This window comes from Clostridium sardiniense, from assembly GCF_019753795.1.
GTDB classification, from domain to species: Bacteria; Bacillota; Clostridia; order Clostridiales; family Clostridiaceae; genus Clostridium; species Clostridium sardiniense.
Genome location: NZ_JAIKTU010000003.1, coordinates 158,281 through 179,942 on the forward strand (window position 1 = coordinate 158,281; position 21,662 = coordinate 179,942).

26 protein-coding genes and 1 riboswitch are annotated in these 21,662 nt (G+C 27.7%); all 26 genes read right to left on the reverse strand.

Annotated features, from left to right (window positions below; genetic code table 11):
• Nucleotides 1-19: 19 nt before the first annotated feature.
• Complete coding sequence (flhA, locus tag K5V21_RS04175) at nt 20-2,077, reverse strand: flagellar biosynthesis protein FlhA (protein ID WP_221859458.1); 2,058 nt, start codon at nt 2,075-2,077, stop codon at nt 20-22.
• Between the two features lie 13 nt (nt 2,078-2,090).
• Entirely contained in the window at nt 2,091-3,161 is a 1,071-nt protein-coding gene (gene flhB / locus K5V21_RS04180) for a flagellar biosynthesis protein FlhB (protein ID WP_221859460.1), read from the reverse strand.
• A gap of 27 nt (nt 3,162-3,188) precedes the next feature.
• The gene (locus tag K5V21_RS04185; RefSeq protein WP_221859462.1) at nt 3,189-3,941 is read right to left on the reverse strand and encodes a flagellar biosynthetic protein FliR; all 753 of its coding nucleotides are present in this window, start codon (nt 3,939-3,941) and stop codon (nt 3,189-3,191) included.
• Nucleotide 3,942: 1 nt separating this feature from the next.
• Entirely contained in the window at nt 3,943-4,212 is a 270-nt protein-coding gene (gene fliQ / locus K5V21_RS04190; RefSeq protein WP_221859465.1) for a flagellar biosynthesis protein FliQ, read from the reverse strand.
• A gap of 10 nt (nt 4,213-4,222) precedes the next feature.
• Nucleotides 4,223-4,894 carry a flagellar type III secretion system pore protein FliP gene (gene fliP / locus K5V21_RS04195; protein WP_407927684.1) on the reverse strand — a complete coding sequence of 224 codons (672 nt, stop codon included), beginning with the start codon at nt 4,892-4,894 and terminating at the stop codon, nt 4,223-4,225.
• A complete protein-coding gene (locus K5V21_RS04200; RefSeq protein ID WP_204595528.1) occupies nt 4,875-5,264 on the reverse strand; it encodes a flagellar biosynthetic protein FliO in 390 nt (129 codons plus the stop codon). The genes fliP and K5V21_RS04200 overlap by 20 nt, the downstream gene beginning before the upstream one ends.
• 33 nt (nt 5,265-5,297) lie before the next feature.
• The gene (locus tag K5V21_RS04205) at nt 5,298-6,011 is read right to left on the reverse strand and encodes an OmpA/MotB family protein (protein WP_221859467.1); all 714 of its coding nucleotides are present in this window, start codon (nt 6,009-6,011) and stop codon (nt 5,298-5,300) included.
• Nucleotides 6,001-6,816 carry a motility protein A gene (locus K5V21_RS04210; RefSeq protein ID WP_204595530.1) on the reverse strand — a complete coding sequence of 272 codons (816 nt, stop codon included), beginning with the start codon at nt 6,814-6,816 and terminating at the stop codon, nt 6,001-6,003. The genes K5V21_RS04205 and K5V21_RS04210 overlap by 11 nt, the downstream gene beginning before the upstream one ends.
• A gap of 16 nt (nt 6,817-6,832) precedes the next feature.
• A complete protein-coding gene (locus K5V21_RS04215) occupies nt 6,833-7,678 on the reverse strand; it encodes a flagellar hook-basal body complex protein (protein WP_221859469.1) in 846 nt (281 codons plus the stop codon).
• A 37-nt stretch (nt 7,679-7,715) separates the two neighbouring features.
• On the reverse strand, nt 7,716-8,177 hold the full coding sequence (locus tag K5V21_RS04220; protein ID WP_204595532.1) for a flagellar hook assembly protein FlgD: 462 nt from the start codon (nt 8,175-8,177) through the stop codon (nt 7,716-7,718).
• A 13-nt stretch (nt 8,178-8,190) separates the two neighbouring features.
• Nucleotides 8,191-9,603, reverse strand: coding sequence for a flagellar hook-length control protein FliK (locus K5V21_RS04225; protein ID WP_221859471.1), 1,413 nt, complete (start codon nt 9,601-9,603; stop codon nt 8,191-8,193).
• A 10-nt stretch (nt 9,604-9,613) separates the two neighbouring features.
• Nucleotides 9,614-10,054 (reverse strand): flagellar export protein FliJ, encoded by a 441-nt coding sequence (gene fliJ / locus K5V21_RS04230; protein ID WP_221859472.1) that lies wholly within the window; start codon nt 10,052-10,054, stop codon nt 9,614-9,616.
• 13 nt (nt 10,055-10,067) lie between these two features.
• Entirely contained in the window at nt 10,068-11,375 is a 1,308-nt protein-coding gene (fliI, locus tag K5V21_RS04235; protein ID WP_221859474.1) for a flagellar protein export ATPase FliI, read from the reverse strand.
• 8 nt (nt 11,376-11,383) lie between these two features.
• The gene (locus tag K5V21_RS04240) at nt 11,384-12,136 is read right to left on the reverse strand and encodes a FliH/SctL family protein (RefSeq protein WP_221859476.1); all 753 of its coding nucleotides are present in this window, start codon (nt 12,134-12,136) and stop codon (nt 11,384-11,386) included.
• Nucleotides 12,129-13,184, reverse strand: a complete 1,056-nt coding sequence (gene fliG / locus K5V21_RS04245) for a flagellar motor switch protein FliG (RefSeq protein WP_221859478.1) — start codon at nt 13,182-13,184, stop codon at nt 12,129-12,131. Before fliG ends, K5V21_RS04240 begins: the two co-directional genes overlap by 8 nt.
• 12 nt (nt 13,185-13,196) lie before the next feature.
• Nucleotides 13,197-14,735, reverse strand: a complete 1,539-nt coding sequence (gene fliF, locus K5V21_RS04250; protein ID WP_221859480.1) for a flagellar basal-body MS-ring/collar protein FliF — start codon at nt 14,733-14,735, stop codon at nt 13,197-13,199.
• A 25-nt stretch (nt 14,736-14,760) separates the two neighbouring features.
• Entirely contained in the window at nt 14,761-15,060 is a 300-nt protein-coding gene (gene fliE, locus K5V21_RS04255) for a flagellar hook-basal body complex protein FliE (protein ID WP_221859482.1), read from the reverse strand.
• Nucleotides 15,061-15,072: 12 nt separating this feature from the next.
• A complete protein-coding gene (gene flgC / locus K5V21_RS04260) occupies nt 15,073-15,477 on the reverse strand; it encodes a flagellar basal body rod protein FlgC (RefSeq protein ID WP_221859485.1) in 405 nt (134 codons plus the stop codon).
• A 5-nt stretch (nt 15,478-15,482) separates the two neighbouring features.
• On the reverse strand, nt 15,483-15,806 hold the full coding sequence (locus tag K5V21_RS04265; RefSeq protein WP_221859487.1) for a flagellar basal body protein: 324 nt from the start codon (nt 15,804-15,806) through the stop codon (nt 15,483-15,485).
• 173 nt (nt 15,807-15,979) lie between these two features.
• Nucleotides 15,980-16,062, reverse strand: a riboswitch (cyclic di-GMP riboswitch).
• Between the two features lie 279 nt (nt 16,063-16,341).
• Nucleotides 16,342-17,490, reverse strand: a complete 1,149-nt coding sequence (gene flgL, locus K5V21_RS04270) for a flagellar hook-associated protein FlgL (RefSeq protein WP_221859489.1) — start codon at nt 17,488-17,490, stop codon at nt 16,342-16,344.
• Nucleotides 17,491-17,576: 86 nt separating this feature from the next.
• The gene (locus tag K5V21_RS19500) at nt 17,577-18,737 is read right to left on the reverse strand and encodes a flagellin N-terminal helical domain-containing protein (RefSeq protein WP_221859491.1); all 1,161 of its coding nucleotides are present in this window, start codon (nt 18,735-18,737) and stop codon (nt 17,577-17,579) included.
• A gap of 98 nt (nt 18,738-18,835) precedes the next feature.
• Complete coding sequence (locus tag K5V21_RS04280) at nt 18,836-19,159, reverse strand: hypothetical protein (protein ID WP_221859494.1); 324 nt, start codon at nt 19,157-19,159, stop codon at nt 18,836-18,838.
• 11 nt (nt 19,160-19,170) lie between these two features.
• Entirely contained in the window at nt 19,171-20,652 is a 1,482-nt protein-coding gene (gene fliD / locus K5V21_RS04285) for a flagellar filament capping protein FliD (RefSeq protein ID WP_204595546.1), read from the reverse strand.
• Between the two features lie 15 nt (nt 20,653-20,667).
• A complete protein-coding gene (gene fliS / locus K5V21_RS04290; protein ID WP_204595547.1) occupies nt 20,668-21,054 on the reverse strand; it encodes a flagellar export chaperone FliS in 387 nt (128 codons plus the stop codon).
• Nucleotides 21,055-21,064: 10 nt separating this feature from the next.
• A complete protein-coding gene (gene csrA, locus K5V21_RS04295; protein ID WP_204595548.1) occupies nt 21,065-21,277 on the reverse strand; it encodes a carbon storage regulator CsrA in 213 nt (70 codons plus the stop codon).
• Nucleotide 21,278: 1 nt separating this feature from the next.
• Complete coding sequence (gene fliW, locus K5V21_RS04300) at nt 21,279-21,656, reverse strand: flagellar assembly protein FliW (RefSeq protein ID WP_204595549.1); 378 nt, start codon at nt 21,654-21,656, stop codon at nt 21,279-21,281.
• Nucleotides 21,657-21,662: the final 6 nt, after the last annotated feature.

Genomic DNA, 21,662 nt, shown 5'->3' on the forward strand with positions numbered 1-21,662 from the left:
TTATTAACCTACCTCCTAGTTAAATATTTACTACTGCACTAGCCCTTATTTGAACATCATTTGGAATTTCATTAAGTGACAATATTGATATATTAGGAAACACCATCTCTACTAACTTTCTAAAAGGAGCCCTTATTTTAGGAGATACTAAAATTACTGGTATGTTGTTATAAAAATCAACATTTTCTGTAATTTCTTTAATACTAGAAAAGATCTTATTTGTACTATCAGGATCTACTGCTGGATAAGTTCCATTCATAGATTTTTGAAGATTATTTGCTATTAAATTTTCAACATCACTAGATAATGTGGCTACTGTTATGTAATTATTTTCATCTACAAGTCCATTGCAAATACTCTTATTTAATGCCATTCTTACATACTCTGTTAAAAGTTCAATATCATTAGTATTTACTGCATTATCTGCTAAAGTTTCTAAAATAGTTACTCTATCTTTAATTGAAACTTTTTCTCTAAGTAAGTTTTGGAATACCTTTTGTACCTCTCCTAGTGTCATTAAATCTGGCACTAATTCATCTACAACTACGCCATACTTTTCTTTAGTTGCATCCAGTATAGTTTTTACTTCTTCTCTTCCTATAAGTTCATAAGCCTTATCTTTTATAAGTTCTAGTAAATGTGTAACTAATATAGTAGATGGATCTACTATTGTATATCCTCTTAGTTCTGCTTCCTCGACTTTATCTTTATTTATCCATTTAGCTTCTAATCCAAAACTTGGCTCTACAGCTTTTATTCCTTCTATATCTAATCCTAATTCCATAGGATCCATACATAAAAGCATTGTTGGCATTAATGCATATGTAGCTACTATATTTCCTTTAATCTTTATGCAGTATTCATTTGGCTCTAATTGAAGATTATCTCTAATTCTAATAGGCTGTAATATTATTCCCATATCAATTGCACATTGCCTTCTTATGGAAGATATTCTTTGTAATAAATCTCCCCCATTACTTTCATCAGCAAGGGGTATAAGCCCATATCCTATTTCCACCTCTAGAACTTCCACGTTAAGAAGTTCAGTCACATTCTCAACTTCATTAACTGTAACTGGTTCTTCATCTACTGCAACCAATTCATTTTTTTCTTCTTCTTTAGCCTTATTTTCATTATTTCTCAAAGTAAATCCAATTAAAGTAAGTCCAGTTCCTAAAGTAAATAGTGTTAATTTAGGTAATCCTGGAATAAGCCCTAAAATAAATACTACTACTCCAGTCATCATCATTGCTTTTGGGATAGATGTAAGTTGTTGTCCTGCTAAACTTGCAAAACTTTCATCATTATCTGCCCTAGTAACAAGTATACCTGCTGCTGTAGATATTAATAATGCTGGTATTTGACTAACAAGTCCATCTCCTATTGTTAACCTTATGTAAGTTTGACTTGCTTGAATGAAATTCATATTAAGCATTACAACACCAATAATTATTCCACCAATAATATTAATTATGGTTACAATTATTCCTGCTATAGCATCACCTTTAACAAACTTAGATGCACCATCCATAGATCCATAAAAATCTGCCTCTTGTTGCAATTCCCGTCTTCTCTTTTTTGCAGTAACTTCATTAATCATACCTGCATTTAAATCTGCATCAATACTCATTTGTTTTCCTGGCATAGCATCTAATGTAAATCTTGCTGACACTTCTGAAACTCTACTTGATCCATTAGTTATTACTACAAATTGAATTATTATAATAATTAAGAAAATAATTATTCCAACAACATAATTTCCTCTAACAACAAAACTACCAAAAGATTCAATTACATTTCCTGCATAACCTTCTCCTAAAATAAGTCTTGTTGAGGAAATATTCAACCCTAGTCTAAAAAGAGTTGTAATTAATAATATAGTTGGAAATATTGATAATTGAAGAACATTAGTTGAAAAAAGTGTCATTAGTAAAATCAACACTGATAAACTAATGTTTACTACTAATAGCATGTCCAGTATAAATGGAGGTAATGGTATTATAATCATTAAAATTATTCCAATAACTCCAAACCCAACGGCTATTTCAAATCTATTTTTTTTACTCATACTTGCCATATTTTTAGTTCCTCTACTTATTTTTCTTATATCTATTCTTTATCTTGTATACAGCTACTAAAACTTCAGCAACTGCTGAGTACATTTCTTCTGGTACTTCTTCATTAACCTCTACTTCTTTATATATAAATCTAGCAAGAGGTTTATTTTCTATTATTGGTATATCATTTTCCTTTGCTATTTTTCTTATATTCATAGCAAGAACATCAGCACCCTTTGCAAGAACTACAGGTGCAGAATTAACCTCTCTATCATATCTAATTGCAATAGATAAGTGAGTTGGATTGGTTACTACAACTGTTGCATCTTTTGTACTTTGTATCATTCTTGCATTTGCCATCTCTCTTTGCTTTTGTTTTATTTGTCCCTTTACTTGTGGGTCTCCTTCCGACTGCTTAAACTCATCTTTTATTTCTTGTTTACTCATTTTCATCTTTTTATTATGAGAATAAAATTGATATGCAAAATCCAAAATACCAATTACAACTGCTATTAATATGGCTATATTAAATAACTTTTTTACTAGTGCAAATATTACATAAATAAGATTTGGAAAATAAATATCTCCTGTTTTTAAAATCTCACCATAATTGTCTTTAACAAAAGAATAGCCTATGTAACTTAATATAATTAATAAAATATTATTCTTTAATAAATTAATAAAAGCATTTTGAGAAAACATATTTTTAAATCCGTTAATTGGGTTAATTTTTGAAAATTTAGGTTTTATTGATTCTTTTGCGAATAATAATCCTGTTTGCATTACATTTGCTATAACTCCAATACATAATACAATAACTCCGATAGGCAAAAATATTTTAAAAAAAACAATTATTCCATTAGTAAGTACTAAATTAACTACATTTTTATTAAAATCTATATTGAAATTGAATCTTAAAAATGATGCTATTAATATTTTTAATTGTTTTATTGCATAATTAGACATACAAAATATAGCTAATACAGAACCTATTAATGTAAATGCATTTATAGCTTCCTTGCTTTTTGCAACATTTCCCTTTTTCCGCTCATCCTTTTTCTTCTTAGGCGTAGCCTTTTCAGTTTTTTCAGATATATTATTCACCTCCAAATCTTTAGTTTTATGATTTTCTTAATAGAAAATCATATTAATTATATTTAGTGCAAATGTTCCATTTAAAACATTTATTAAACCTTTAAACATTTCATGCATTCCATTTATTAAGAATGGTAACATACTTAATAAGAATACTATCCCAACTAACATCTTTAAAGGCATTCCTATTATCATTACATTTAATCCAGAAATACTTCTTGATATTATTCCTGTTATCAAATCTGTAATTATAAGAACAAGTATTATTGGTATTGCCATTTTTATTCCTAAGATGAAATAGCTTAAAAATATCTTTAAAATATATCCTAAATTATTTTTTAATATAAATTGACCAACCGGTATTATTTTGAAACTATTCTGTATAGAACTTATCAAAATATAATGTATATTTAGTCCAAAAAATACTACTATTCCAATAAAATACATCATGTTTTCCATAATCGTTGATTGACTGTGGATATTAGGATCATATATGCTTGCCATAGATAATCCTAATTGGTTATCAATTAATTTCCCCACTAACCTTAAACTATAAAAACATATATTAACTATGTATCCTAATACTAAGCCATTAATTGTTTCTAGAATTCCAAGTCTTACTAATTGGAACAAATTGTCTACTTTAATGCTACTATCCACATTCATTCCTATTATAATTGATAAAAATATTGAGAAAATTATCTTAAAAATATTTGGTGTTCCATTTGGAAATATAATATTAATGGCTATAAGAAAAGCAGCTATTCTAAAAAATATATAAATAAACATCTTACTTAGTTATAGTGGCTATAATATTAAATAGCTCATTAGTCATTATTATTAACTTATTAAACATCCATGGTCCACCTACAATTAAAACTAATATAATAGCAACAAGTTTAGGCACAAATGTTAAAGTTTGCTCTTGTATTTGTGTTGTTGCCTGAAATATGCTTATTATCAATCCTACAATTAATGATATTCCTAAAATAGGACCTGCTACTATAGCTCCTGTTACCAAAGCTTTTTTAACTATTGTCATTATTGCCATTTCACTCATAGCTTTTCTCCTATCCTGTAAAACTTTGTATTAAAGATTTGACCAATAAGCCCCATCCATCAACCATTACAAATAATAATAATTTAAACGGAAGTGCTACCATTGCCGGTGGAAGCATAAACATTCCCATAGACATAAGAATACTAGAAACTATTAAATCTATAACTAAAAAAGGAATATAAATAATAAATCCTATTTGAAATGCTGTCTTTAATTCACTTATAGCAAATGCTGGTACTATTATTGTTAAAGGTAAATCTTTTTTATTTTTTACATCTATCTTTTTTGGTGAATTATTAATAAATAACTCTAAATCGTTATCTCTTGTTTGTTTTAATAAAAATCCTACAATTGGTTTTTTTGCCTCATCCACTGCCTTTTGTAATTTAATTTCTTTATTTATATAGGGTTGTATTGAATTATCCATAACATCATTAACTACTGGAGTCATTATAAACATAGTTATACATAAGGCAAGTCCAATAAGTATTTGATTTGGAATTATCTGCTGAGCCCCTAATGCTGATTTAATAAATGAAAATGTAATTATTACTCTTACGAAACTTGTCATCATAAAAATTATTGCTGTTATAAACATAAGAGCTGTCATTAAGAAGAACACCTTCATAATAGGTGCCATCTGTGAGTTATTTATAAAAATTCTATTTATTGCATCCATCATCTTTTTTCCCTATAAACTTTTTATTTAAAATATCCTTAAAATCTATACCAGATATTCTAGACAGATCTATAGAATTTTGTTTTTGTTTTTTCATAATCATTATTTCATTCATTTTCTCTTCATCTAACTCTTTTATTTTCTCTATATTATGTGCTGAGGCTATTAACACACATCCAGTAGATCCAGTCTTTATAAAATAAAGACTTAAATCTTTATTTAAATTAAATCTTTCAATAATTTGAACATATAGACCTGAATTCACCTTATTTATACTTTTCTTACTAAGTCTTATAGAAATAACTATTAGTAGCACTCCAACTGGTACAAGTACAATAATATTTATTAAATACTGCATGATTGTTTTGTCCATATTTTATTTAAATTCCTTCCCTTTTAAATTTTCCTATTTTTCTAATTCTTTAGCATTTACCTTTTCAACATCTCTATGTTGCATAATTAATATATCAACTCTTCTATTAATTGCTCTATTCTTTTCATTATCATTTGGTACTAAAGGTCTATATTGACCATATCCATTTGCAGAAAATCTCTTAGGACTAATCTTTTTTTCTTCAATAAAATATTGAAGTACAGTTACAGCTCTAGCTGTAGATAGTTCCCAATTTGATTTATATTTACTATTATATATAGGAACATTATCTGTATGGCCCTGAACACTAATCTCATTATTTACCTCAGGAATAATTGTACTTATTACATCCAATATTTTGGTGCTATTTTTTTTAAGTTCTGACTTTCCAGAATCAAATAAAATACTATCACTAAGCTGAAGAACTACTCCTGCATCCTCTTTTCTAACTTTAATAACATCCTCTAGATGATTCTTATCTATTATTTCAGTTACCTTATCTACAAGATTGTCATAATCCGTTTTAACTGGAACTTCGGGATTTATATCTCCAGATATCTTATTAGGTGTCTTACCTAATATCTCGCTTTCAAATGCAGCTGCAACAAGCTTAAGTTTCTTATTATCAGTTGTAGAAAAAGAATATAGTAGTATAAAAAATGTTAACAATAATGTTATTGTATCGGCATAGGTATCCATCCATCCATTTGTATTGATATCATCTGGTTTTCTTTTTCTACGCAGCATTTATCTCTACCTTCTTATTTCTATTTTTTTCATTCATATATTTTTTCTTTTCTTTTTCTGTTAAAAAACTCATTAATTTTTCTTCTAGAACTCTTGTTGTTTCAGAATTTTTAATACATAAAATACCTACTAACATCATTTCTCTATTTTCTGCTTCTTTATCTCCTTTATTTTGAAGATTAAATCCTAAAGGATTTAAAATTAAATTAGCTAATAATGCTCCATAGAAAGTTGTAATAAGAGCTTTTGCCATTCCACTAGCTATAACATCTGGATTATCAATCTTTGCAAGCATTTGAATAAGCCCAATAAGAGTACCAAGCATCCCAAATGCAGGAGCATATGATCCCCATGTTTTAAATATTTTAGATCCTTTATTATATCTACCTTCAATTTCTAATATTTTATTATTCATTACTTCTTCTATTAACTTATCATCTACTCCATCAATAACTAATTCTAAACCACATTTTAAAAACTCATCTTTAATTTCATCAACTTGATTTTCCAGACTAAGTAATCCATCTTTTCTAGACTTTATAGATAAATTTTTAAACATTTCAATTGTTTTAATCTTTGACATAGAAGGATTTGTAAATAACTTTGATGTCATAGCAATAAGTAATCTAATATCATCTAATGGAAATGTTATTAATAATGCTGCAAAAGATCCTCCTATTGTTATTATTATTGATATCAAATCATAAAATGCATTTATTCCAACTGATCCTTGGGATATAGCATAAATTATAAATCCTATTCCTAACAATATCCCTATAGGTGTTAATATATCTTGTTTTTTCATATTTTCAACCTCTTATTTATCTTTTAAGATTTAGTATTTCCTGTAATAATTCATCACTAGTTGTTATTACTTTACCTGCTGCTTGGAAAGCTCTTGTCGCAACTATCATGTCTGTAAATTCTTCTGATAAGTCAATATTAGACATTTCTATATATCCCTGATTTACAAGTCCAATTCTTGCTGATGCAGCCCCAGTATTATATAAAGGTTTTCCTGAGTTTGCAGTGTCCGAATAAATATTTCCATTTATTGCTTCTAATCCAGAATCATTTTGAAATACTGCAACCTTAAGCTTTTGAAGATTTTCTACCTTAGTGCCATCTTCTAAAAGATATGTTAAATTACCTTCTGTTGAAATATTAAAAGAAACAACCTTTTTTTTAACTGCAGTAGGTGTTGCTCCATATTCTTTTGGTATTGTAATAGGTTCATCATTTGTATTTAATACTTTAAACCCCTTAGATGTTACTAAATTACCATTAGCATCTAAAGAAAATGAACCATCTCTAGTATATCCTTCAACAATAATATCCTTTTTCTTATCCATTTCAATTACAAAAAAACCGTCTCCATCTATTGCTAAATCTGTAGGTCTTCCTGTTGGTTGAATAGCACCTTGAGTCATATACTTTTCTATACTTGATACTTTAGCTCCAACACCAACTTGTCCAGGGTTAACTCCACCAACAGTTTTTCCTGGAGAACTTGAATATATTATTGTTTGATTTAACGCATCACTAAATCTAACACCTGACTTTTTAAACGCAGTAGTTCCTGAGTTTGCAACATTATTTCCTACCACATCCATCTTAGTTTGATTAGCTTTCATACCACTTATTCCAGAATACATTGATTTTAACATTTGTATATCCTCCTTATAATCCTATATATTGTTTGCTTTAATTTACCTTTACTAATTCAGAATACTGAAATTTTTTTGTTTCTTTAGTACCATCTAAAGAAACTTCTAAAAATACTGAGTTATTTTCTACAGATACACTTTTTATATCTCCTACAAATTTTTTAGTAATTCCATTTTCATCTGAAGAATTTATTTCTACATTTTTTCCAATTAATGATGATGCTGTTTGTAATGCACTATTAACTAATATTCCATTATTCATGCTTATTAAGTCTTTCATAGAATCATTTAAGCTTATCATCTGTTCTAGTGAAGAAAATTGTGATAACTGGGTAATATATTGTGATGGATCTTGAGTATTTAATGGATCTTGATTAGTCATCTGAGCAACTAACATTTTAAGAAATATTTCTTTATTTATTTCTCCACCTTTTTTAACTATAGCTGTTCCATTTTCAGTCTTATTATTACCTACATCTTTTACACTATTTACTTCCATATCTATTCTCCTTTTATATCAATAAATTAATATTTGTATCTTCCGCTACAGTGTTTTCTAATTCACTATCATTCTCTTTGATTAAAGCTCTATCTTTTTTTTCTTCTCTATTGTTATTTCCATTAAATTGTCTATCACTATTTTCATTAAAACTATTTTCAAAGTGACTTAACTTAATTTCAACAGTTACTTCTCTATTATCCAAATTCATATTAATAAGATGTGATTTTATATCATTTAAATTATCTTTAATCATAAGCAAAGTATCTTTATTAGCTATACTAATAAGATAACTACTTTTATCATCTGTTCTTATAATACTTATTTTCATAACTCCTAACTCTTTAGGATTCATAGTTACATTTATTTCTTCTAATTCATTATTTTTTAGATAGTTTATTGCTTGCACAATATCATTTTTAATAAATTCTCTTCTAACAACAATAGGTGTATTATCGTTCATTACATTATTTGAATTACTATTACCTATATTAGCTATGCCTATACTTCTATCTAAAGTACTACTAAGGTTATTTTCTAAATATGTCTTTTTATTTTTCTCATTATCTAAATTATTGCTTTCTATAGTTAGTCCATTAGAATCTTTATTATCACTAATTTGTCCATCTTCACTTAAATCAATATTTTCATTTAATAAAACTGTATTATTTAATTTAATATTTGTATTTAAATTGCTATGTTTATTGAACTTATCCTCATCTAAAGCTATATAATTTAATATATCTATATCATCTTTAGAAACTTTAACTATGTTTCTATTAGCTACTAAATTCTCATTACTATTTGATAATTTAGTGCTATTTTTAGTTTCATTAAGTATATTTAAAATATAATTCTTTAAGTCACTTAAACTATTATCGTTTATTGTATTTTTAGAATCACCTTGAAATCTTTTTGTATTAGTAATCTCATTCTTACTTGCAACTTCACTAAAATTTTTAGTATCATTACCTTCTATTAGATCTAATACTTTTTTTATTGCATCAATTTCATGAGTATTAATATTTTTAACATTAAGCATATTAGATGTATTTTGTTTCATTTCATTAATATTATTACTATCAGTATTTAAATTACTTTCTATTGTATCTATAGCATCTATAAACTCTTCTAAATTTTCTTTGATATTATCAGACTTATTCTCTTGTAATTTATTTCCATTTATTATGTTAAGTTCACTTAATGCTATAGCTAATATTTCATTTAAATTATCATCCATTTTCTTGTCATCATGATCACTCTTATCATCATGCTTACTCTTATCAATATTATCTATATTCTTATTACCTAGCTTATCTAAAGCTTTTTCATCTAAAATAGATACAAATTCATTTTTACTTTTATCATCTTTTACAGTTTCATTACTTTTATAATTAACTTTTGTCTCCAACATATCTATTCGCATAATCTAACCCCTAAACAATTTGAGCTCTTTTTCTTAAAAATGCATACATTCCAAACTCATCATTTGCCATTTGTTCCTTATGTTCCTCTTCTTTTGTAAAAACCTTATGTTTACTCTCTTTAAGTTTCTCTAAAGATTTTCTTTCTATTTGTTTATTTAAAAGCTCTGATCTAACTTCATTTAATAAATCATTCTTATCTTTTAAATCTTCATTAGTTTTTTCAATTGTCTTTAATAGAGAATATAAATAATTAGAAACTATTTTCCTTGAAATCGTATCCTCAAATTTTATATTTTCAGAATATTTTTCATAATTAGTATTAAGATTTTCTAATTTTCTTTCTATAACTTTTTTTTCATTTTGTACTTTTGAATATTTAACTTTACTTTCATCTTCATTTTTAATTTTTATATCTAATACTTTTTGAAGTTTAAATTTAAAATTATTCAATGTTATTTACCTCTTATCTAAATATACTTTTTAAATTACTTATATTTTCATTAAAAGTATTACTCTCATTTACTCCCTGTTTTAAATATGTATTAATATCATCTATAAGTTCTATAGATTTATCAATTTTAGGATTTGATCCATGTTCATATGCCCCTATATTAATTAAGTCTTCTGCTTCTTTATATGTAGATATTAAATCCCTAGCATAAGAAGCTGTTACTTTATGTTCTTCATCACATATATCATTCATAAGACGACTTACACTATTTGATATATCTATTGCTGGATAATGATTTTTATGTGCTAAGTCCCTTGATAAAACTATATGTCCATCTAATATTCCTCTTACAGCATCTGCAATAGGCTCATTAAAGTCATCTCCATCAACTAATACAGTATAAAAAGCAGTTATCGAACCTTTATCTGATAATCCACTTCTTTCCATTAATTTTGGTAATTCAGCAAAAACAGATGGTGTATATCCTTTTTGTGCTGGTGGCTCTCCTATAGCTAATCCAATTTCTCTTTGTGCCATTGCAAATCTTGTAACAGAATCCATCATAAGTATTACTTTTTTACCTTGATCTCTAAAATATTCTGCAATAGATGTTGCTGTTAATGCTCCTTTTAATCTAACTAAGGGAGGTTTATCTGATGTTGCACAAACTACAACTGATTTTTTCATCCCTTCTGGACCTAAGTCTCTTTCTATAAAGTCCAAAACCTCTCTCCCTCTTTCACCTATTAATGCAATAACATTGACTTCTGCTTCTGCAGACCTTGCTATCATTCCAAGAGTTGTACTTTTTCCAACACCACTTCCTGCAAATATTCCAATTCTTTGCCCCTCCCCACAAGTAATAAATCCATCAATAGCTTTTATACCTGTAGGCATAACATTTTTAATTCTTTTTCTTTTCATAGGATCAGGTGGAGTTTTAAATAAGCTACACTTTTCTCCCCCCAATATCTTAATTCCATCTATTGGGTTCCCTAAAGGATCAATTACTTTTCCTAGTAATTCATCGCTACATTTAACACTACATGGACTACCACTTGCTATTACTTTACAACCTGGTCCAATTCCTACTAGGACACCTAATGGCATTAATATTATTTGAGATTCTTTAAATCCAACGACTTCACAACTTATTGGAATATTGCTTACATTGTAAACTGTACAGAGTTCACCAACTGATGCCTTTAATCCTACTACCTCAATAGTAAGTCCTATTACTTTCTCTACTTTTCCTTCTGATATAAATGGAGTTATATTTGAAATTTTTCCTAGCGCTTTACTAAAATCTAAAGATATCATATACCCTCCTATAGCAATTCACTTTTTACTCTGTCTAATACTACATCTAACCCTACAGTAAGCTTTCCATTTCCAATATCTATCTCTGCATTTCCTTTTTCTATACTACTATCTGGAATAACAAATATTTTTTGATTTGATTTTACTTCATTAATCATTTTGTCTATACTTGTTTCCAATTGCTCAGAATAATTAGGATTAACTTTTATTATCAAATCTTTTTTAAGATTATATTCTCCAATTATTTTTATGAGCATATTGTTCATGGAATCGCTTTCCTCAAATTTTTCTTTAAGAACTTGCTCTGCAATTTTAATTGAAATATTTAATATTTCACTTCTATTTTCTTTAATATATTTCGCTATTTTTTCTCTTATTTCAAATAATGTCTTATATCCTTCTTCTTTTATCTTTTCGCTTTCAGAAATAGCCTTTTCTATATTTTTCTCATAAGATTCTTTATAACCATCTTCATATCCATTTTTCAATCCTTGATCATAACCTGATTTATAAGCTTTTTTTTCAATATCCTTAGCTCTTTCATTAGCTTCTTTAATAAGACTCTCCTTCTTATATTCAGTTTCAATAATTACCTTTTCATATTGTCTTTTTGCTTCTAGAATTTTATTCTCTATATCCTCTTTCTCTAAAATCTGCTTTTCTTCAACACTTAAAAATCCACCTTCTTGAGACTCTTTTAAAGTTACCTTACCTTTTACTTGTACATTTCTACTGCTTAATATACTAACGAACCTAGACAAGAATTTCTTCCTCCGATTTCTTAATCCTATTTATAACTCCATCATCTTCAAGCTTTCTAATTATATTTACAATACTTCTCTTAGCTTCATCTACCTGTGATACCTTTACTTTTCCAAGTAACTCAATTTCTTCTCTGAGTTCATCTGAAGCTCTATTAGATTGGTTTTCCAGTATAACATTTAATATATTCTCATTTGCATCCTTTAATGCTATTGCTAAATCTTTCACACTTACATTCTTTAATACTTTTTGTACTGCTACTGTATCAAGATTTACTATATCTTCAAAAGTAAACATACTTGCTTTAATTTCATTAGCTAGAGTATTATCTTCCGTTTCTAAATAATTAATAATATTCTTCTCTGTTTTTCCATCAACTTTAGAAAGTATATTTAAAAGATTATCAATACCATTTGATTCATCAACATTACCTGTTTTCTTTGATTTAAGTTTTTTAGATAAAACATTATCTACAGCTCTTATTACAATAGGTGATATCTTAGAAATTGTTCCAAGTTTATGTGCAACCTCTCGCTGTAATTTTTCATCTAAACTAGATAATATATCAGCAGATTTCTCTGGTTGAATATAAGCAAGTATTATGGCAATAGTTTGTGGACTTTCTCCTAAAATACAAGATTTTATTGTCTTAGCATCAGCTTTTCTTGCTGTAATAAACACTTTAGTATAAGCGTCATATTTTATTCCTTCCATAAGTCTAGTTACCTTGCCTTCATCAAAGGCACCCCTTAATAAGGAGTTAGCATACTCTATTCCACCTTCTATAGAAAAGTTTTTGCTTTTTCTCTCCTGTAAGAATTCTTTCAATATCAACTTACGTTCTTCAGATGTAACATTATTTATATTAGCAATTTCTACACCTATTTTTTGTACTTGTTTATCTGACAACTTTTTTAATATATTAGAGGATATATCAGTACCTAAGGCCATAAGTAAAACAGCCGCTTTCTTTGGGCCACTAATACTTTTTGAACTTCTTTTTTTAAAATTATAAGCTTTTTCGTTTTTTTCTTCGTTTTTGTACACCTAATACCTCCTCTACTCATTTAGCCATCTCTTTATTAATTCACTTATTTCATCTGGATTATTTTCTGCTAAACTCTTAACTTCTTCTTCAATATTTGATTCAGTATCTTCATCATTATCTAATTCAGTTTCTTTTTGTTTTGCTTTTAATAAATTAGCAAAATACTCTGTTTCCTTTGACATTTCTTCTGTATCTTCCAAATCATTTTGCTTGCCTTTTTTCTTAAATATAATAAATCCTATTACTAACAATATTGCAAGTACTACTAATGTTGCTATACCTATCTTCATAGGCGTCATACCTGTCTTTTTAGAATTTTCTGGATTAAGTTCATTTGCTTTACCCTTATTAAAATTCATACCTATAACTGATATACTATCGCCTCTTTTTGTATCCATTCCTATAGCTGTCTGAACTATATCTTCCACATTTGTCATTACATCATCAGAAATATTTCCGTCAATTGCAATAGATGCAGTAATACGCTTTACATCGCCTGGAGGAGTTAATGTTTTTGTTTCACTTTCTCCTATTTTATATTTAATTGATTCTTCTTTTGAATTATCATTATTAGACTTTGCATTTGCGGTATTATTCATATTGTTGTCCACTGGTGAGCCTTTAACATCTTCATCAGTTACTGAATTTTCACTTTTTGTTGAAGATGAAATAACTTTTTTGGGATCTAATTTTAATTCATTTTTTTCTACAGTTTTAGAATTTAAAGTAGCATTTATACCAATTTCGACCTTACCTACTCCGAATATAGGTTCAAGCATTGATTTTACTCTCTTCTTTAATTCTTCACTTAATTGTTTTTCAGCATTTTTAGTTCCTGTTAATCCTGCTTCATTAGCAAGATTTCCATTACCATCATAGATTCCCTCTGATAATAGAACCATATTTTGATCTATTACTTCTACATTTTTCTTCGGAATATTAATACCACTAGCTGAAATTAATGATATTATAGATTTAATTTGATTTTTATCTAATGTTCTACCATCTTTTAAAGAAATATAAACAGCTGCTTTTCCATCCTTACTTTCCCCATTAAATACAGACTGTTCTCCTTGCGTTATATGTACTCTTGCATTATCTATACCAGGAAATGTCTTTATTGTTTTTTCTAACTCTCCCTGTACCATTCTAGTCTTCTCTATTTGGAACTCCTCATCTGTCATAGACAAATTTGAGCTTTCATCCATTAATTCAAAACCTTTTGATCCATTAGTTATGTTTGGAGATAATTCTATTCTTAATTTATCTACTTGATCTTTAGGTACAAGAATAGAATCTCCATCTATTTTTGTATCAACTTTTTTATCTTCTAATGCTTTTGTTATATTTGCAGAATCTGTAGAATCTAGTCCTGAAAATAATACCTTGTATTTATTCTGTCTACTATAATTTATAGTAAACACCAATGCTAATATTACTGTGACTATTCCAATACCTATGGCAACTTTAGTACCAATTTTTAATTTTTTAATTTTTTCTCCTAAACCTTTTAAGAAACTCTTTATTTTATCTATTAAATTCTTTTGCATACTATCTTCCTTTTATTAAAGACTTTTATAATTGCATCCTATTGACTTCTTGATAAGCTTCAACGACTTTATTTCTAGCTTCTATAAGTAGTTGCATTGATATTTGTGCTTCTTGCATTGATAACATAACATCATGCATATTAACATTGTCACCTTTGATTAGACTTTCAACCTTATTGTCTGCAGTTACTTGAAGATCATTTACTTTATTTATTGCATTACCTAATACTTTTGAAAAATCTCCATTACTTTCTTTAGCATGTCCTATTTTTTGTACATCAATGCCACTTACTAATGAATTTACCTCTATTGGTTTTATATTCATTTTATCCTCCTACTATCTTCCTATTTCTAAAGCTTTAGAAATCATATTTTTTTGCGCATTTAAAGAGTCTACATTAGATTCATATGATCTAGATGCAGTTATTAAATCAGACATCTCAACTAATAAATCAACATTAGGATACTCTACATATCCATCTTTATCAGCATCTGGATGATTAGGCTTATACTCTTTTTTAAGTGGAGATTTATCATTTTCAATTTTAACTGCCTTCACACCTAACATACCTAATTTATTATCATAATTTTCAGAAAAGACAGCAACTTTTCTTACATATGCTCCACCTTTTTTAGTTCTAGTTGCCCTCGAATTTGCAATATTTGATGATATTACATCAAGTCTTAATTTTTCAGAACTTAATCCACTAGCACTTATTCTCATTCCACTAAATATACTCATTTTTACTACCTTCCACTTATTACACTCTTAGCCATAGCTAATTTAATATTTGTAATACTTATTAAACTATTATACATAAGCGTATTTGCTGCTTGATCCACTTTTTCACTTTCTAAATCCACATTATTTCCATCAAATCTCATACTTGTTGATTTATCTTCCTTAATTTTAATTTTATTTTCGTTACTCTTATCATTTAGACTTTCTTCAAATGTGACATATTTTCTTTTATACTTTGGAGTATTAACATTAGCAATATTATTTGATATTGTCTCTCCTCTTAGCTTAGCTATGTCTAAGCTTGTCTTAATTAGTTTATAAATTTCCATACATTCCTCCTCTTATTGTTCAGAATAACACAACTATTAGGATATATTTTCCTAATAATTGCAAAGTTTATATTCTTACTATTTTTAACAGCAAAAAAAAAACCACTCACAAAGCGCGAGTAGCCTAAAATCAAAAAACAAGAAAAAAAATAAGATAAATATTCTTATTTTATTAGTGCAACTGGCTGGCATAATATTGATCTTAGCCCCTATAGCTTTGCGTCATTAAGTTTCCCTAATTTTGCTAATTATTAAATTGTGATATGTATTCTATTATATACTACTTTTATGTATTTTTCTACTTATTATTTAAATTTTATACATATTTTCTTTATATTTCTTATATTTCATTATTTTTCTATTCATTATTTTTCCTTATTTTTACTTATATGTCTTTTTTTAATTTATAATTTTCATAAATATATAAACACATTATGTAACTCTATTATTCTTATACTCTAATATTTTTATTAACCTCACACTGAAATAAAGGATAAAGCGTAAAGGCCTTATCCTTTTAAATATTTAGATTATCTTATCTTAATAGTTGCATTACACCTTCTGGTTGACTCTTAGCTTGAGCTGCCATAGCTTGTGAAGCTTGTGTTAATAGGTTGAATTTAGATAAAGTCATCATTTCTTTTGCAACGTCAACGTCTCTTATTCTTGATTCAGCTGCAGTTAAGTTTTCACTTGAAGTACTTAAGTTTGATTGAGCACTTTCTAATCTATTTTGCATTGCTCCAAAATTAGCTCTTGAAGTATTTACTTTTTCTAAAGCCTTATCTAAAGTAGTTATCATTTTTTGTGCTGCTTTACATCCTGATTCATTATCTGCTTTTATTGCATCTATATCTGCTTTTGCTATTCCTAATGATTCTGTTCCTAAGTTATTAATTTGAACTAATAATTGTTGTCCTTCGTTAGCTCCAACTTGTAGGTTAACTTTTCCTCCAATAATATCACTTATTGTTGTTTCTCCAATATTTTCATCAGTTAAAACAGCTGTTGCATCTGTATCTAATTTAAAAGTGATTGTTTTACCAGCGCTAGTTAAAGTATATTCTCCAGCTTTTAATTTACCTGCACCACCTGTAGCTTTAAATGTATAATTTCCAGCATCTGTTTTAACAGTAATATCTGTATCAGCACCATTAGCTTTAGTTGTTAATTTAATATCCCCTTTAGCTGTAATTCCACTTACATCTAAGCCTTCTATAGTATAGCCTGCCTTTGTAGTAAATGTCTTATTATCACCAATTTTTGTTGATCCATTTAATAAGTTCTTACCATTAAATTGAGTTGAATCTGCAATTCTATCTATTTCACTATGTAGTTGATTTAATTCTTCAACAATCTTTTCTCTATCTGAACCTGAATTTGTTTCATTAGATGCTTGAACTGAAAGTTCTCTCATTCTTTGAGTGATGTTTCCGATTTCTTCTGTTGCACCTTCTGCTGTTTGAATTAAAGATACACCATCTTGAGTATTTCTAGATGCTTGATCTAATCCTCTAATTTGGCTTCTCATCTTTTCAGATATTGCTAGTCCTGCTGCGTCATCTCCAGCTTTGTTTATTCTTAATCCTGAAGATATTTTTCCCATAGCTGCTCCAGCTAAGTTTGTGTTTTTGTTCATTGAGTTTAATGCTGTCATAGCATTCATATTTGTGTTGATTCTCATATTTTGCACTCTCCTTAGTAATTTATTTTTTGACATCCTTGTCATTTATAATTTTAAAATATAAATCTATAGTTTCTATTGATTTATTATCTTAATAATTGCATTATTCCTTCTGGTTGGCTCTTAGCTTGAGCTGCCATAGCTTGTGAAGCTTGTGTTAGTAGGTTGAATTTAGATAAAGTCATCATTTCTTTTGCAACATCAACGTCTCTTATTCTTGATTCAGCTGCAGTTAAGTTTTCACTTGAAGTACTTAAGTTTGATTGAGCACTTTCTAATCTATTTTGCATTGCTCCAAAATTAGCTCTTGAAGTATTTACTTTTTCTAAAGCCTTATCTAAAGTAGTTATCATTTTTTGTGCTGCTTTACATCCTGATTCATTATCTGCTTCTATTGCATCTATATCTGCTTTTGCTATTCCTAATGATTCTGTTCCTAAGTTATTAATTTGAACTAATAATTGTTGTCCTTCATTAGCTCCAACTTGTAAGTCAACTTTTCCTCCAAGAACATCACTTACTTTTGTTTCTCCGATTTTAGAATCTGTAGTAGCAGTTGTTATTGCTTTGTCTACTTTAAATGTAATACTGCTACTTCCGTTCTTTAATGTTATAACTTTATTAGCATCAAGTGTTCCTTTTGCCCCTGTCATAGTAACATCTGTTGCTGTGAAAGTTTTTCCATCTACTTTTATAGTAACGTTAGTTTGATTAGCACCTGCTCCGTTTGTTAAAGTTAATTTAATATCATCTTTAGTAGAAATTCCGTCTAATCCTTCTATAGTATAACCAGCATCTGTAGTAAATGTTCCAACAGTACCAATCTTTGTTGTTCCATTTAATAAGTTCTTACCATTAAATTGAGTTGAATCTGCAATTCTGTCTATTTCACTATGTAATTGATTTAATTCTTCAACAATCTTTGATCTATCTGAACCTGAGTTTGTTTCATTAGATGCTTGAACTGAAAGTTCTCTCATTCTTTGAGTGATATTTCCGATTTCTTCTGTTGCACCTTCTGCTGTTTGAATTAAAGATACACCATCTTGAGTATTTCTAGATGCTTGATCTAATCCTCTAATTTGGCTTCTCATCTTTTCAGATATTGCTAGTCCTGCTGCGTCATCTCCAGCTTTGTTTATTCTTAATCCTGAAGATATTTTTCCCATAGCTGCTCCAGCTAAGTTTGTGTTTTTGTTCATTGAGTTTAATGCTGTCATAGCATTCATATTTGTATTAATTCTCATTTTTTGCACTCTCCTTAGTATCTTATTTTGACATCCTTGTCTTTTTATATAAGCCTATTGGCCTTACCTTATATATATCGGAAAATAAATTTATTACTTTATACTTTTCTTGAAAAAATATTTAAATTATTTTTATTCATATTTACATAGATAGTATTTATACTTCTTTTAGTTTTATATGAATTCAATTCTTTCCTAACTTCTATAATCTTCTTTTCTAATAAAATTTTTATTTTATTATCTAATTGTATCAATTGAGAATCCTTATAATGCTTCTTAAAATCTTCTAACTCCCGCTCATCTAAGCTATTAATAACCTCTTGTCTTTTTTCTATGTTATGCTCTAGCTTACCATCATCTATGTCATCTTCATTTAAAATTTTTATTATATTTAATGAAATATTTTTATATAAATTTATCATATTAAAAACTCCTATGAATTCATAAGATAACTTATCTGTGCATTAATTTTACTCATATTTGATTCTAAAACTGCAAATTTTTTATAGAGTTTTTCCTCTTTTTCTTGCATCTTAGTCTTTAATTCTTTTATATAAATTTCCTGTTTTCTTATTTGTTTAGAATAAAGATTATTTACTTCTGTAGAGGAATTATTCATTCCAGCCTTCTTTGAAAATATTCCAGAAGAATTTCCTGCATAATTATAAGTAATATCCTTAATATTAGAGAACGCTTCTGTTGCAGTTTTAAATACATTTTCTCCATTCTTCTCTAAAGCTTCTTTAAATTTATCCTCATCAAGAGTTAGTTGTCCTTGTTTATTATAGTCAGCATTTGATTTTATTCCAATATCACTTAATGTAAACCCAGTACTTTCTATAACTCCTGATATCGAAGACTTAATACTATTCATAAATTGTCTCATTTCTTTATCATTTCTTAGAATACCTTTTTTAGCTTTACTCTCCCATTTTTTGATTTCATCTTCACTCATATCATCTCTTTGTGCTTGGGTAAGAGGTTTATAATTTCTATCTCCTTTTTCTGTTACTAAATCATACACATTATCAATAACTTTGTTATATTCATCAATAAATTCTTTCATTTTTTTTACTGCACTTGAAGTATCAGTTACAGAAATCATAGAGATAGGCTCTGAACTTACAGCATTTACATTATATGTAATATTGTCTATAGTAAAAGTATTACTTTCATTATTTATAGTTCTTATTTCTTTTCCTTCTACATCAAAAACTTTTATAGAATTATTACTTCCATTTACAGTTCCACTAGTTCCAACTAACTTATCTCCATCTTTTAACTCTAATTTTTCAAATAATTCTCCTTCAAATGTAAACTTAGAAGATATTCCAGTATTATTAGTTTTTATAGTAAATTTTCCACTCATTTCACTAAAAGAAGCTTGTACATCATTTTTAGGGAAACTACTATTAATAGTGTTTATTACATCATTAATATTTTTTGCATCTTTTAAATCAATTTCTACATCATTTATTTTTATCATTCTATTAGTAAGTCCTAAATCAGATATTTTCGTATCTTTAGTTAAGTTAACCTTAGAACTTTGTAGTTCTGCTGGTTTAGCCAATTTATCTACTTTAATATTATAGTTAATACTAGTTGCTCCTAAACCAGCAGTAGCACTTATTATAGAACTATCTGAACTATTTATAGTCTTTGTGCTATATACTTTACTAATCATTATTGAATCTTTAGAACCTACTGAAAAATATTTGTCATATAATCCTTTAACATTTTTAATAACATCTCTATATTCTTCTTGCTTCCATTCATTTATTTGTTGTTTTTGTTCTTCACTATCTACTTTAGACTGTTCCCGTGCAACCATTCCCTTAACCATTTCATCAATATCCATGCCTGTTGCCATACCAGTTATCCTATTTGTATTGGTAGTTGAACTTATTGAAGACATATATTTCCCTCCTTTTTATAATCCTTTTGCCTTTTTGATTACTTCATACCAAGTATCTCTAACACTTTCAATAAGAGGTAATACTTCATCTATTATTTGTATATCTTTTTTTATATTAGCTTGTACTAATCTATCTTTTATAAAACCATATAATTTAAAAAGACTTTCAAAATCTTCTCCCAAACTTCTATCCAAGGTTGACATAAGTTCTGTAAATATATTTTGCACTCTAACTAATTCTTCATGTGCTTTTTGAATATCTTTCTTTTCAATAGCAAGTCTTGCTATCTTTGTATACTTGACTGCTCCATCAACTAACATTAAAAGAAGTTGCTCTTTGGAAGCCATATTCACAGTATTATTTTTATATGCATTATATGGATTATTACTACTGTTATACATTTTTGCCCTCCTATTTAAATTCTTTTAATAAATTTAAATCGCTACTAACAGCCTTCTTATTTTCTTCCTTTACTCTTTCATATACTTCTTTTCTTAAAATAGTAATCTCTTTAGGGGCCTCAATAGCTATCTTTACACTTCCATCTTCTATCTTTGTTATTTTAATTTCTATATCATCACCAATTAATATAGATTCATCTTTTTTTCTTGTAACTACTAACATATTAATTTCTCCTAACTAAAGGATGTCTAGTATCATATTTATCACCTTGTATTATAAATTGCTTACCAAATTTATTTCTAACATTAATAACTAAAGGTGCCTTTAAATTAATAGTACTACTATCTAAAGTTTTACCTAAAGTTATAATAGTTAAGATCATAACATCCTTAGGATTTTCTATTTGTAACTCTTTAATAGTTTCATCATTTAAGTCAATTTCATACTCGTTATAAAATTCAAATGGATTAGCTGTTGCAAAACTTACTGTGCTATCTAAAGATTCCATTATTTTAAATTTATTATTATTTTCTAAATCTTTAATTTTAAATTTATCAATATTTTCAAATCCTGGTATTCCCTTTTTAAATATTACTTCCATACCATA